This window comes from Luteimonas soli, assembly GCF_042648865.1.
Classification (GTDB): domain Bacteria; phylum Pseudomonadota; class Gammaproteobacteria; order Xanthomonadales; family Xanthomonadaceae; genus Luteimonas; species Luteimonas soli.
The window spans coordinates 987,764-1,000,752 of the sequence record NZ_JBHRYA010000007.1; the positions used below are offsets into that span (position 1 = coordinate 987,764).

Annotated in this window: 7 protein-coding genes; 4 read left to right on the forward strand and 3 right to left on the reverse strand. The window is 68.1% G+C overall.

The window, feature by feature from the left end:
• Nucleotides 1-179: 179 nt before the first annotated feature.
• Nucleotides 180-2,081: a M48 family metallopeptidase gene (locus ACFONC_RS11935; protein ID WP_386744320.1), complete on the forward strand. Its 1,902-nt coding sequence runs from the start codon at nt 180-182 to the stop codon at nt 2,079-2,081.
• A 250-nt stretch (nt 2,082-2,331) separates the two neighbouring features.
• On the opposite strand, the gene ACFONC_RS11940 is transcribed toward ACFONC_RS11935, so the two are convergent.
• Nucleotides 2,332-3,945 carry a GMC family oxidoreductase gene (locus ACFONC_RS11940; protein ID WP_386744322.1) on the reverse strand — a complete coding sequence of 538 codons (1,614 nt, stop codon included), beginning with the start codon at nt 3,943-3,945 and terminating at the stop codon, nt 2,332-2,334.
• A 101-nt stretch (nt 3,946-4,046) separates the two neighbouring features.
• Here ACFONC_RS11940 and ACFONC_RS11945 point away from each other — a divergent pair, with 101 nt between their 5' ends.
• Both ACFONC_RS11945 and ACFONC_RS11950 read left to right on the forward strand, forming a co-directional pair.
• Entirely contained in the window at nt 4,047-5,459 is a 1,413-nt protein-coding gene (locus ACFONC_RS11945; protein WP_386744324.1) for an NTP/NDP exchange transporter, read from the forward strand.
• A 25-nt stretch (nt 5,460-5,484) separates the two neighbouring features.
• Nucleotides 5,485-6,114, forward strand: coding sequence for a DUF922 domain-containing protein (locus tag ACFONC_RS11950; RefSeq protein ID WP_386744326.1), 630 nt, complete (start codon nt 5,485-5,487; stop codon nt 6,112-6,114).
• Nucleotides 6,115-6,220: 106 nt separating this feature from the next.
• Here the strand turns inward: ACFONC_RS11950 and ACFONC_RS11955 are convergent, their stop codons facing one another.
• Both ACFONC_RS11955 and ACFONC_RS11960 read right to left on the reverse strand, forming a co-directional pair.
• On the reverse strand, nt 6,221-6,706 hold the full coding sequence (locus ACFONC_RS11955) for a hotdog fold domain-containing protein (RefSeq protein WP_386744328.1): 486 nt from the start codon (nt 6,704-6,706) through the stop codon (nt 6,221-6,223).
• A 240-nt stretch (nt 6,707-6,946) separates the two neighbouring features.
• The gene (locus ACFONC_RS11960) at nt 6,947-9,424 is read right to left on the reverse strand and encodes an acyl-CoA dehydrogenase (RefSeq protein WP_386744330.1); all 2,478 of its coding nucleotides are present in this window, start codon (nt 9,422-9,424) and stop codon (nt 6,947-6,949) included.
• 440 nt (nt 9,425-9,864) lie between these two features.
• Here ACFONC_RS11960 and ACFONC_RS11965 point away from each other — a divergent pair, with 440 nt between their 5' ends.
• Nucleotides 9,865-12,849, forward strand: a complete 2,985-nt coding sequence (locus ACFONC_RS11965) for a TonB-dependent receptor (protein WP_386744332.1) — start codon at nt 9,865-9,867, stop codon at nt 12,847-12,849.
• The last annotated feature ends 140 nt before the right edge of the window (nt 12,850-12,989 follow it).

Here is a 12,989-nt window from a genome sequence, read left to right on the forward strand (position 1 = left end):
AGCCGGGAATCGGGAATGGGGAATCGGGAATCGAAGAGGCGGAACCGCGCGGCCTGCTGCACCCGTCGATTGCCGTTGACCGTGTCCCTCGGATGGCTGAACCGTCTGGCTTCGGCCGGATGGAGTCGATCCTGCTCTACCGATTCCCCGTTCCCCATTCCCGATTCCCGGCGTCACCCATGAACTTCTTCGAACACCAGGCCAAGGCCCGGCGCACCTCGACCCGGCTGGTGCTGCTGTTCGCGCTCGCCGTCCTGGCCATCGTGGTTGCGATGGACCTGGTCATGCTGGCGGTGTTCGGGCGCGGCGAGGGAGCGGGCGGCGTCCTGGTGTTCACCACGCTGGTGACGCTGGCGGTGATCGGCGGGGCCTCGATGTACCGCATCGCCTCGCTGCGCGGCGGCGGCGAGGCGGTGGCGCTGCAGTTCGGCGGCACGCCCGTGCCGGAGGACACCACCGACCGCTACCTGCAGCGGCTGCGCAACGTGGTCGAGGAGATCGCGATCGCTTCGGGGGTGCCGGTGCCGGGCCTGTACGTGCTCGAGCACGAGTCGGCGATCAACGCCTTCGCCGCCGGCTACTCGCCCTCGGACGCGGCCATCGCGGTCACGCGCGGGGCACTGGAGAAGCTCAACCGCGACGAGCTGCAGGGGGTGATCGCGCACGAGTTCAGCCACATCCTCAACGGCGACATGCGCCTGAACATCCGCCTGATCGGGGTGCTGTTCGGGATCATGGTGATGGGCATCGTCGGCCGCCGGCTGATGCTGCACGGGGGCATGAGCCGCAACAGTCGCGATGGCGTGGCGATGTTCCTGGTGGTGGCGCTGGTGGCGATCGTGATCGGCTACATCGGGCTGCTGTTCGGACGCATGATCAAGGCCGGCATCAGCCGCACGCGCGAGTCGCTGGCAGATGCCTCGGCGGTGCAGTTCACCCGCCAGACCGCCGGCCTTGCCGGCGCGCTGAAGAAGATCGCCGGCATCTACGAGGGCTCGAAGCTGGCCAACCGCGGCGAGACCGAGGAGATCAGCCACATGCTGTTCGGCGACGGGATCGGCTTCAGCGGCCTGTTCGCCACCCACCCGCCGATCCTCAAGCGCATCCAGGCGCTGGAGCCGGGGTTCCGCGCCGAGCAACTCGAGCGCCTGCAGGCGCAGTGGCATGCCGCGCCGCCGAACGGCCTGCAGGAAGACGCGCGCATGGGCCTGGCCGGCGCGCACGACGCGCTGCCGGCGGCTTCGTCGCAGCTCAACGTCACGCCGGCGATGGTGTCATCGCAGGTGGCGCAGCCCGAGTCGGACGATTACCGGCGTGCCGATGCCATCGTCCATTCGATTCCCGACGAACTGCGGACGCTGGCGCGCCAGCGTGAACAGGTGATGCCGCTGCTGCTGGCGATGCTGCTCGGCAACGACCAGGGCGTGCTGGGCAAGCAGCGCATCGAGATCGCCTCGCGCATGGGCAACGAGGCGGCTGAAGCGGCCTTCGGCCTGCGCGGCACGCTGGCGCAGTCGCTGCATCCGATGCAGCGGCTGCCGCTGGCGGCGGTCGCGTTCCCGGTGCTGCGCCTGCGGCCGCGGCCGGAGCTTGATGCGTTCATGGACACGGTGTTCGCCGTGGTCAACGCCGACGGCCAGGTGTCGCTGTTCGAATACTGCCTGGGCCGGCTGTTGCACGTGCAGGTGCGCGAGTCGCTCGACCCGGGGCGCTACGCGCACTTCGGACGGCGCAAGCCGGGCAACGTCAAGCAGGAGTTCGCGACGTTGCTGGCGGTGGTCGCGAAGGCCGGCAACCCGGACGACCCGGCCGAAGCGCAGCGGGCGTATCTGGCTGGCATGCAGCGCGTGCTGCCGCGCGACCACGTGCCGTACGCGCCGCCAGCCGAGGGCGTGCTGGCGCTCGACGCGGTGTGGGAACCGCTGGACGCACTCGACCCGCTGGCCAAGCAGGTGATGGTGGAAGCGATCACCGCGGCAGCCAGCCACGACGGCCGCATCTCGGTGGCCGAGGCGGAGCTGCTGCGCACGGTCTGCGCGGTGCTGCACTGCCCGCTGCCGCCGATGCTGGAGCGGGCGTAGGGCGCATTGCCGCATGGGGCATCACCGGGCGCCGAATCCCGAATGCAGGGCGGGTCTTGACCCGCCACCGCGCCGCCGGCTTGCGAGGAATGGGGCGTGCGATCCTGGAGGCGGGTCAAGACCCGCCCTACGGTGGTTCGGGGTCCATCATGCCGCGGACGACTGGATAGCCGCTTGACCCGACAATCATCCTCGGAAACCGTGGCGAAAAAACGTAGGGCGGGTCTTGACCCGCCAGCCAGCCGTGAAATCACGCACGGCCGCGAATCAGATCCGCCGCGCGCTCAGCGATCATGATCGTTGGCGCGTTGGTGTTGCCGGTGACCAGCGTCGGCATCACCGACGCGTCCACTACGCGCAGGGCGTCGATGCCACGCACGCGCAGCCGGGGATCGACCACGGCCGCGGCGTCGTTGCCCATGCGGCAGGTGCCGACGGGGTGGTAGACGGTTTCGGCCTTGGCGCGGATGAAGTCCACGAGTTCCGCGTCCGACAGGCCGTCGCGTTCGGGGAAGATCGGCGCGCCGCGGTAGGGGTCGAGCGCCTTCTGTGCGAATACCTCGCGCGAGACCTTCGCGCATTCGACCATCATCGCCAGGTCGAAGCCCTCGTCGTCGCTGAGGTAGTTCGCTTCGATCCGCGCCTTGCGCGAGGGGTCGGCGCTGTCCAGCGCGATGCGGCCGCGGCTGCGCGGGTGCAGGAAGCAGGCGTGCAGGGTGTAACCGTCGCCGGCCAGTCGGTGGCGGCCGTGGTCGTCGAGCATCGCCGGGACGAAGTGGAACTGGATGTCGGCGCGGTCGTCAGGCGCCAGCGGCGAGCGCACGAAGCCGCCGGCCTCGGCGATGTTGCTGGTGCCGGCGCCGCGGCGGCCGCGCAGGAAGTAGTCGAAGGCGGTCTTCAGCTCGCTGGCGCGGTCGTAGGTCACGCGCCGGGTCGAGTGCCGCAGCGTGCAGATGTCGAGGTGGTCCTGCAGGTTGGCGCCGACGCCCGGCGCGTCGAACGCGACCGCGATGCCGTGCCGGCGCAGTTCGTCCGCCGGCCCGATGCCTGACAGCATCAGCAGCTGCGGCGAGTTGATCGCGCCGCCGCACAGCAGCACTTCGCGCGCGGCACGCGCGGTCTCGACGCGGCCGCCGCGCGCGTACTCGACGCCGGTTGCGCGTCCGCCTTCCAGCAGCACGCGACGGGCGAGGGCGCCGGTGCGGATCACGAGGTTGGGCCGCGGGCGCGCGGGGTCGAGGTAGGCCACCGCTGCCGAGCAGCGCGCGCCGTCGCGCTGGGTGACCTGGTACAGCCCCACGCCCTGCTGGCCGGGGCCGTTGAAGTCGTCGTTGCGGGCGAAGCCGGCCTGCACGCCTGCCTCGACGAAGGCGTGCGAGAGCGGATTGACGTGGCGCAGGTCGGACACCGACAGCGGGCCGTCGCCGCCGTGCAGCGCGTCGCCGCCGCGCCCGTTGCCTTCGCTGCGGCGGAAGTACGGCAGCACTGAGTCCCAGTCCCAGCCGGTCGCGCCCTGCGCGGCCCAGCCGTCGTAGTCGGCGGGCACGCCACGCACGTAGCACATGGCATTGATCGAACTCGATCCGCCGAGCACCTTGCCGCGCGGCCACCACAGCGTGCGGCCGCCCAGCTGCGGCTCCGGCGCGGTGTCGTAGTCCCAGTTCACGCCTTTCTGGCCGACCAGCTTCGCCAGCCCGGCCGGCATGTGGATGAAGGGGTGCCAGTCGCGCGGGCCGGCCTCGAGCAGCAGCACGCGCACGCCGGGGTCTTCGGACAGGCGGTTGGCGAGCACGCAGCCGGCTGAGCCGGCGCCGACGACGATGTAGTCGTAGTCCAGGCGCGGCGGGTCACGGAACTTGGTCATCGGAACAACTTAGGCAGCCAGGCTAGAGCATATGCTCGGCGAGGTGGCGCGTGGCCCGCGCTTTGGGATACCGTTTGCGCGCCCCACGGCGCGGAAACCGGATGAGCAGCGCAAACGACCATGACGCCAACGCGGGCCGCACCGCGCGCCTGCGTGCCGCGCTGGCAGAGTCGCCGCCGTTGCTGTGGTCGTTCCTGTATTTCTTCTGCCTGCTCAGCGGCTACTACGTGCTGCGGCCGGTACGCGATGCGATGGGGGCGTCGAGCGATGTCGAAGCGGTGTTCCCGCCGGAGATGGTCGGCTTCTTCGCTGCGCACGGGATCCCGCTGCAGGAACTGATCCTGCAGGTGCTGTCCACCTGTTCCTTCATCCTGATCCTGGTCGCGCAGCCGATCTACGGCGCGCTGGTCAGTCGCTTCCCCCGCCGGGTGTTCCTGCCGGTGCTGTTCGGCTTTTTCATCCTGTGCCTGCTCGGCTTCCACCTGCTGTTCGACAGCCGGGTCGCCGGGCGTGGCATGGCGTTCTTCCTGTGGGTCACGGTGTTCAACGTGTTCTCGGTGGCCGTGTTCTGGAGCTTCATGGCCGACGTGTTCTCCAATGTCGAGGCGCGCAGGTATTACGGCTACATCGGTGCGGCGGGCACGATAGGCGCGTTCACGGGCCCGCTCCTCACCCGCGCGTTGGCGGAGAAGGTCGGGCTGGCGAACCTGATGCTGGTGTCGGCGGGCTTCCTCGCCGCCTGCGTGCTGTGCATCTGGAAGCTGCGGCAATGGGCGGTCGTGCGGGAACGCGAAGCCGGGCGCGACAATGAAAGCGCGATGGGCGGCGACGTGCTGGCCGGCCTGAAACTGATCGCGAAGGAGCCGCTGCTGCGCTGGCTGGCGGCGATGGTGTTCCTCGGCGTGGGCGTCGGCCAGCTGCTCTACAACGAGCAGGCTTCCATCGCCCGCGCCGGTTTCGCCACCGCCGAAGCGCGTACCGCCTATTACGCCGGTATCGACATCGCAGTGAACGTGCTGACGCTGGTCGTGCAGCTGTTGCTGACCCGCTTCCTGATGTCGCGCTACGGCCTGCTGGCCGTGCTGATGATCCCGATGGCATGCCTGCTGGTCGGCTTTGCGGTGCTGACCGCTTCGCCGCTGCCGATCGTGGTCGGCATCGTCCAGGTGGTCACGCGTTCCAACGAGTTCTCGATGATGAAGCCGGGGCGCGAGACCATCTACACCCGCGTGCCGCGCGAATGGCGCTACAAGGCCGGTGCAGCCATCGACACCGCGTTCTTCCGTGGCGGCGAGATCACTTTCTCGTGGACGTACAAGGCGCTGGCGGCCTTCGGTTCGCAGATGGTGTTCGGCGTCGGCCTGCTGTTTGCCAGCGTGATGACGCTCAGCGCGTGGCGGCTGCTGCGCGAAGAGAAAAAGCTGCCCTCCGAGCGTGCGCACGCGCCGGCTGGAAACGGAGACGGGAACGGGCAGGCGGGCGCCGGCGCGCGGCCCGCTGCGGGCGCGGGTTGATGCGCGGCGCGCGGGACGGGTGCCCTTGAACGGCCAGGCCGGGCTGGAGCCGGCGGCGCCCGCTGGTCGCTGCCGGAACGCCGCGATCACGGCCGTCGCGCTGGCGGCGGGCCTGTGCAGCCTTTCCCTGGCCGCCGCGCAACCCGGCCAGCCGTCGTCGGTGATCATCAACGAGGAGGTCCGGCACTACACGATCGAGGCCGGCTCGATCGACGAGCTGCGCGACCGGCTGCGGCACGATGTGCCAGGGCGTGGCGGTACGCATGGGCGCACCTGGAGCGACGTGCGCATCGCCTACGAACTGGACCGCTCCGGCGAGGGCTGCCGCATCCGCGACCTCGAAGTGCGGCTCGACATCGAAGTCACGCTGCCGGAGTGGGAGCCGGGAAACCGGGTGCCGAAAGCGCAGCGCGAACGTTGGACGCGGGCGCTGGCCGCCCTGGAGCGGCACGAAGCCACGCACCGCGCGAACGCCCGCGCGGCGGCAGAGGAAGTCCGCGATCGGGTCCAGGACATCGGTCGGTTGCCGGGCTGCAAGACGGTGCGCGACACGGCCAACCGCCTGCTGCGGCGGACGATGCTGAAGTACGAGTTCCGCGATCGTCGCTACGATGCCCGGACCCGCAACGGCGCCGAACAGGGCGCCGTGCTGTAGGTCGGGGCTACGTCCCCGATGCTTCTGGGGCCAACAGCCTTGTGTAGGTCGGGGTTACGTCCCCGACGCTTTTGGAGCCAACAGCCGTCGGGGACGTAGCCCCGACCTACGAGGTCCCGGACCCTGCGCGGCGCGGCGACACCCACATCGCGATGCGCGCGCGGAACACGGCCTCACCCGACGGATCGGTGACTTCGACCTCGACCGGCAGTTCGTATCCCGAATCAGCCTCGACCACCGGCTGCGCCGGCGTCGCCACCGCGCGCATCGTGCCGACCGCCTTGCGCAGGTATTCGACGGTCATGCCCTTGGGAATCCAGCGCATCGACGGCGGCAGGCTGGCGTCGACCGCCAGGCCGCCGCTCAGCTCGGCCAGGTTGCACAGCGCGATCGCGTGCACGGTGCCGATGTGGTTGGTGACGGCGCGGCGGTGGCGCAGGCTGGCCACGCAGCGGCCCGGTTCGAGCAGTTCGATGCGTGGGCGGATGCTGGCGAAGTACGGCGCCTTGAAGCAGGCCGCGCGCGAGAACAGCCAGTGGCCGGCGGGCCAGCGGTTGATGCGGTGGTAGAGCGCGAGGACGGAGGTGGGCATGGTGGTGACCTTTGAAGCCTGTAGACGAGCGGCTTCAGCCGCGAGCTTTTGCCCCCTCCCCTGCGAAGGCAGGGGGTGAGGAGGTGCGCTTGCGAGCCATTGGCTCGCGCGCCGACGAACGCACGCCAGCTGTGCTGGCGGGCCGGACGGGTTGGGGAGGGGTGCCTTTGGCCTCGCCGCGAAGCGTGAGCACCCCCTCCCAACCTCCCCCTGCCTTCGCAGGGGGAGGGGCCCTGCGGATCAGGCCGCCTCGCGCGGCTCGCGCTTGTGCTGCGGCAGGTCGTAGTACGACGCGGCGCGCAGCTCGTGCGTGTCGAAGTCGTCGACCATGATCGCGTCGAGCGTCAGCGTGCGCAGTTCCTCGAGCTGCACGCGTTCCTCGGCGGTGATCCAGCCCTCGCGCACGCCCTCGTCGAGCTGCGAGGCGAAGTCCAGCGCCTCGATGTCGCTGTTCTTCAGCGCCTTGAGGAACTTGCGCTCCACCGGCTCGGCGGCGATGGCCTTGGCCAGGTAGCTGTCGATGCGGCCGGCCGGGTTGTTCTCGCCGGGCGTGGTGAACACGCCGCGGGCGAGGCGGTCGCGCGCCTCGTTGGGCGCCATCAGCAGCGCAGCGGCGCGGTGGCCGAGGCGATCGCTCGGCGCCTGCGCGCGGCGGCCCCAGGGGAACACCAGTGCCCACAGCAGCCAGCCCACCGGGCGGATCGGGTAGTTGCGCAGCGCCGCCGACAGGGCCAGTTCGGTGCGGTGCACGGAGTCGTGGAACGCCCAGGCCAGCAGCGGCTGGTCGCCGACCGGGCAGCCTTCGTCCTTGTAGCGCTTGAGCATCGCGCTGGTAATGTACAGGTGGCTGAGCACGTCGCCCAGGCGCCCGGACAGCGACTCCTTGAACTTGAGCTTGCCGCCCAGCAGCAGCATCGAGGCGTCCGCGATCAGCGCCAGGTTGGCCGAGTAGCGGTCGAGCTTGCGGAAATAGCGCCGCGTGTAGTCGTCGCCCGGCGCCTTGCCGATCTTCGCGCCGGTCAGCCCGAACCAGAACGAGCGCACCGCGTTGGAGATCGCGAAGCCGATGTGGCCGAACAGGTTGCGGTCGAACTCCTCCAACCCTGCCTTCTCGTCCGGATTCTGCGCCGCCTTCATTTCCTTGAGCACCCACGGATGGCACAGGATCGCGCCCTGGCCGAAGATCAGCAGGCTGCGGGTCATGATGTTGGCGCCCTCGACCGTGATCGCGATCGGCGCCGCCTGCCAGGCGCGGCCGGCGAAGTTGCGCGGCCCGAGGATGATGCCCTTGCCGCCGAGCACGTCCATCACGTCGCTCGACACCTCGCGCGCCATCGTCGTGCAGTGGTACTTGGCGATCGCCGACGGCACCGCCGGCGTCTCGCCGCGATCCACGGCCATCGCCGTGGCCTGCGACAGCGCACTGATCGCGTAGGCCTTGCCGGCGATGCGGGCGAGCGCTTCCTCGACGCCCTCGAAGCGCCCGATCGACAGCCCGAACTGCTTGCGGATGCGCGCATACGCGCCGGTGGCGACCGCGCCCATCTTGGCGCCGCCGCTGGCGGTGGAGGGCAGGGTGATCGAGCGGCCGATCGACAGCTGTTCGTTCAACATCTGCCAGCCCTTGCCGGCGTAGTCCTCGCCGCCGAGCAGCTGGCTCAGCGGAATGAACACCTCGCGGCCGTGGATCGGGCCGTTCTGGAACGGCGAATTGAGCGGGAAGTGGCGGCGGCCGATGTCCACGCCAGGGGTTTCGCGCGGCACCAGCGCGATGGTGATGCCGATGTCATTGGTGTCGCCGATCAGGCCGTCCGGGTCGTACAGGCGGAAGGCCAGGCCGATCAGAGTCGCCACCGGCGCCAGGGTGATGTAGCGCTTGTCGAAGGTGAGCTTGATGCCCAGCACGTTGGCGCCGTTCCACTCACCCTGGCAGACGATGCCGTAGTCGGGGATGGACGTGGCGTCGGAGCCGGCAAACGGGCCGGTCAGGCCAAAGCAGGGCACCTCGCGGCCATCGGCCAGGCGCGGCAGGTAGTAGTCCTTCTGTTCCTGGGTGCCGTAGTGGACCAGCAGCTCGCCCGGGCCGAGCGAATTGGGCACGCCGACGGTGGAGCTGACCACGCTCGACATCGAGGCGATCTTCTGGATCACCTTGTGGTGCGCCAGCGCCGAGAAGCCCAGCCCGCCGTACTCCTTCGGGATGATCATGCCGAAGAACTTGTGCTGCTTGATGAAGTCCCACAGCGCCGGTGGCAGGTCGGCGTGGACGTGGGTGATCTCCCAGTCGTTGATCTGCTTGCACAGCTCCTCGACCGGGCCGTCGAGGAAGGCCTGCTCCTCGTCGGTGAGCTTCGGCGCCGGCTGCGACAGCAGCTGGTCCCAGTCCGGGTCGCCGGAGAACAGCTCGCCCTCGAAGCCGACCGAGCCCGACTCCAGTGCGATGCGCTCGGTCTGCGACAGCGGCGGCAGGATCTTCCGGTAGAACTTCAGCAAGGGCGCCGTGATCAGCGGCTTGCGGATGGCGGGGATCAGCAGCGGCACGGCGATCAGGGCCACCAGCACCGCGGCGATGGCGGTGGCGACCGGGTTGGCCCCCAGCAGCCAGCAGCCGACCAGCAGAGTGGCGGTGATCGCGGCCCACCAGGCCAGGCGCAGGCGGTGGTAGGCGGCGAATGCGCCGGCGAGGAGGAAGGCGACGAAGGGAAGCGCGATGCTCATCACTGGACTCCGGTGAAGCTGCCTGAACGGGAAGGGTAGACCGCGCGGCGTTGCGATCGCGCGACCCATGACCATACGCAAAAGTATGGAGGCTGGAGTTGCAAAGTCAATGTTGCAGCGCAGCGAGACCGACGACGGCGCCTGGTCAGCCCCCGAGCCCGCGGACAGGGGTCTTGAAGCGTTTTGTCCGATTGCCAGTCAGCACCGCGAGGCGTATTTGCAACCCTTCCGGCCGGGATTCCTGTTCAGCCGGCCTGCCCGGATTGCAATCCGGGTAAAAAAACGGTTGTTAAAGATTTGTTTCAGCACTTATAGTCAGTTCAGTCATGCCGTTCGGGCCTTGACTGCATGCGGTCGCATCGATAGGGGCAGCCAAGCTGCGATGCCGCCCGCGTGGAAATCCTTTCAACCGAAACTGTTCCTGGGGAGGGTTCACCTTGATGACTTCCAGTCATTCCTTTGCCAAAAGCCTGAAGCGCAGCGCGCTGAGCGTTGCGCTGGGCATGTGCTTCGTCGGCGCGGCACTGGCCGCCGAAACCGGCGGCCTGCGCATCACCATCACCGGCAGCGACGGCCAGCCGATTCCGGGCGCGACCGTGAGCGTGAGTTCGCCGGACAGCCTGGTATCGAAGACCGCCGTGACCGAGGCCGATGGCAGCGTCCGCCTGACGGGCCTGGATCCGGCGACCAACTACACCGTCGTGGTGGACGCTTCGGGCTACAGCGACTTCAGCGCGAACAACGTCGCGGTGGTCAGCGGCAAGAACCTCAGCCTGGGCTACGCGCTCGGCGCCACGACCCTGGACACGATCGTCGTGACCGGCACCTCGCTGGCGGCCGTGGATACCACCTCGGCAGTCGTCGGCACCACCCTGAACCTGGACATCGTGGAATCGCTGCCGACCGGCCGCAGCTACCAGAGTTATCTCCAGCTCGTCCCGGGCGTCAAGCCCAGTGACGGCAACAATCCTTCGTCCAAGTCGGGCATCAACTATTCCGACGTCGGTGGCGCCATCGGCTCCTCGTCGGACAACGTCTACTACCTGGACGGCGTCAACGTCACCGATCCGCTGACCGGCACCTTCGGCGCGAACCTCAACTCGGAGATCATCCAGGAGCAGCAGGTGCTGACCGGCGGCATCCCCGCCGAGTACGCCGGCGGCTCGGGCCTGGTCTCCAAGGTGATCACCAAGTCCGGTGGCGACGAGTTCCACGGTTCGATCAACTACTACCTGCAGAACGACAGCCTGGTGTCCGACGACAAGCACGGACGGTCCGCGGGTTTTTCCACGTTCGACACCGCGATCACCCTCGGCGGCCCGATCGTCAAGGAAAAGCTGTGGTTCTTCGGTTCCTACCAGATCAAGAACCGCGAGGACGACGTCGTCGACCCGAACACGGGCGATGCGCTGCGCACGGTCAACACCGACCAGGACCTGGCGTTCTTCAAGGCCACCTGGCAGATCACCGACGACGACCGCCTGACGGGTACCTTCTTCAACGACCCGTACGAGCGCGACGGTTCGCTCGACCCCACCATCCTGGCCAACCGCGACACGGCACGCGAACAGGGCGGCGACAACTACAAGCTCGAGTACACGCACGACTGGGAAAACCTGCGCCTGAACATGTACGGCTATCGCCATGAAGCGCAGCTCTCGACGCTGGCGGCGGACCCGGCCACGCGCAACGACGTGGCCTTCTTCGGTGGCGACCCCACCAATGCCGACCTCCAGCAGGGTGGCTTCGGTACCAATACCGAAACCTGGCGCAACCGCGACGAGTACGGCCTGAGCCTGGAGTACTGGCTGGACACGTCATGGGGCAGCCATACCATCAAGGCCGGCTACACCCAGAGCGACAACGACTACACCGAGGACGCGCGTTACACCGGCGCGGACAGCGCGCTCTACCGCTCGATCGCGATCGACAACATCGGCGCGACCTTCGACGAGTTCACCGGCGCAGGCTGGACCGGTACCCGTTCGATCGTCGCCGGCGATACCGCCCGCATCATCACGGCCATCGGCAACAGCGCGGACAGTGCCTACTTCATCGGCCTGCTCGATGCCAACGGCGATGGCGCCGTCGACGACGCCGAACTGGGCGCCTACCAGTTCAACAGCACGGCGGGCAACCCGACCGGCCAGGTGAACAACTACCGGATCCGGCAGTCGGGACCGGCGCCGTACACGGTGACGACCAAGGGCAAGGCGTTCTACATCCAGGACACCTGGACGCTGAACCAGTGGACCGTCAACGCCGGCTTCCGCACCGAGCAGTGGGGCCACTTCGACTCCTTCGGCAACGAGGTCTTCACCTTCGACTGGGAGTTCGCGCCGCGCCTGAGCGTGGTCTACGACCTGATGGGCGACGGTCGCAGCAAGGTCTGGGGCTTCTACGGTCGCTACTACGATCCGATCCGCAACGACATGACCGACTTCGCCGGCGCCGGCGCGGGTCCGGTGTACGACGAGCAGATCTTCCTGGGCGACCGCTGGCTGACCTTCCGCTCGCGTGGCCCGGGTGACGCGGTCTTCTCGCCGACCACCAAGACGCCGTACACGGACGAGTTCGTGCTGGGCTATTCGACCACCTTCGGCCAGAACATGAACCTGTCGGTGATCTACACCAAGCGCGAAACGAAGGACATCTTCGAGGACTACGACCTGGGCCTGTACTCGAACCCGAACGGCGACACGGAGAACGGCCAGGCCGACGAGAACTCGGACTTCTACCTGCCGTATTCCTACTTCGGGTACGACGGGGCGCCGCCGTTCAACTACGTGATCGGCACGCTCAAGGGCGGCGAGCGCAAGTACCAGGGCCTCGAGGTCACCCTGCAGAAGCAGAAGAGCAACAACTGGCAGGGCATGCTCTCGTACACCTACAACGACGCCGAGGGCAACTCCAACTCGGACGGCAACGCGGACTTCCAGGGCGACTGGATCGCGCTCGACCCGCGCGCGCCGAACCAGTGGGGCCCGCAGCCGGGCAACATCGAGCACCAGTTCAAGGCGTTCGGCACCTACTTCTGGGACTTCGGGCTCGAGATCAGCGGCGTCTTCAACTGGAACAGCGGCGCGCTGTACAGCCGCACGTACTCCCTGTATGGCCGTCATCTGCCTGAAATGGTCGACGTGCCCTACGAGGTTGGCGGCGTCACCGATACCTGGATCGTTCCGGGTACGGTGGGTGGGGAAACCGGTCCGGCGTACTACACGTTCGACGTCCGCGCCAAGTACACGCGGGAACTGCCGGTCGGCAAGCTCGAGTTCTTCCTCGACCTGTTCAACATCTTCGACAAGCAGTCCGCGATCTCCGAACAGGACCTGATCGCCGGCGATGGCGTGTATGCCTTCGGCGAGGCCACCGACTGGGTGGAACCGCGTCGCGCCTACCTGGGCGTGCGCTACTCGTTCTGATCCGCCGTTCCAGCTGGAGCGACAACTCGATGCCGGCGCGCAAGCGCCGGCATCTTTTTTGCCACGGATCTACACGAATCAAACCCGACGTAGGATGGGTAGAGCCGAAGGCGAAACCCATCATCCGCGTACCTGGACAT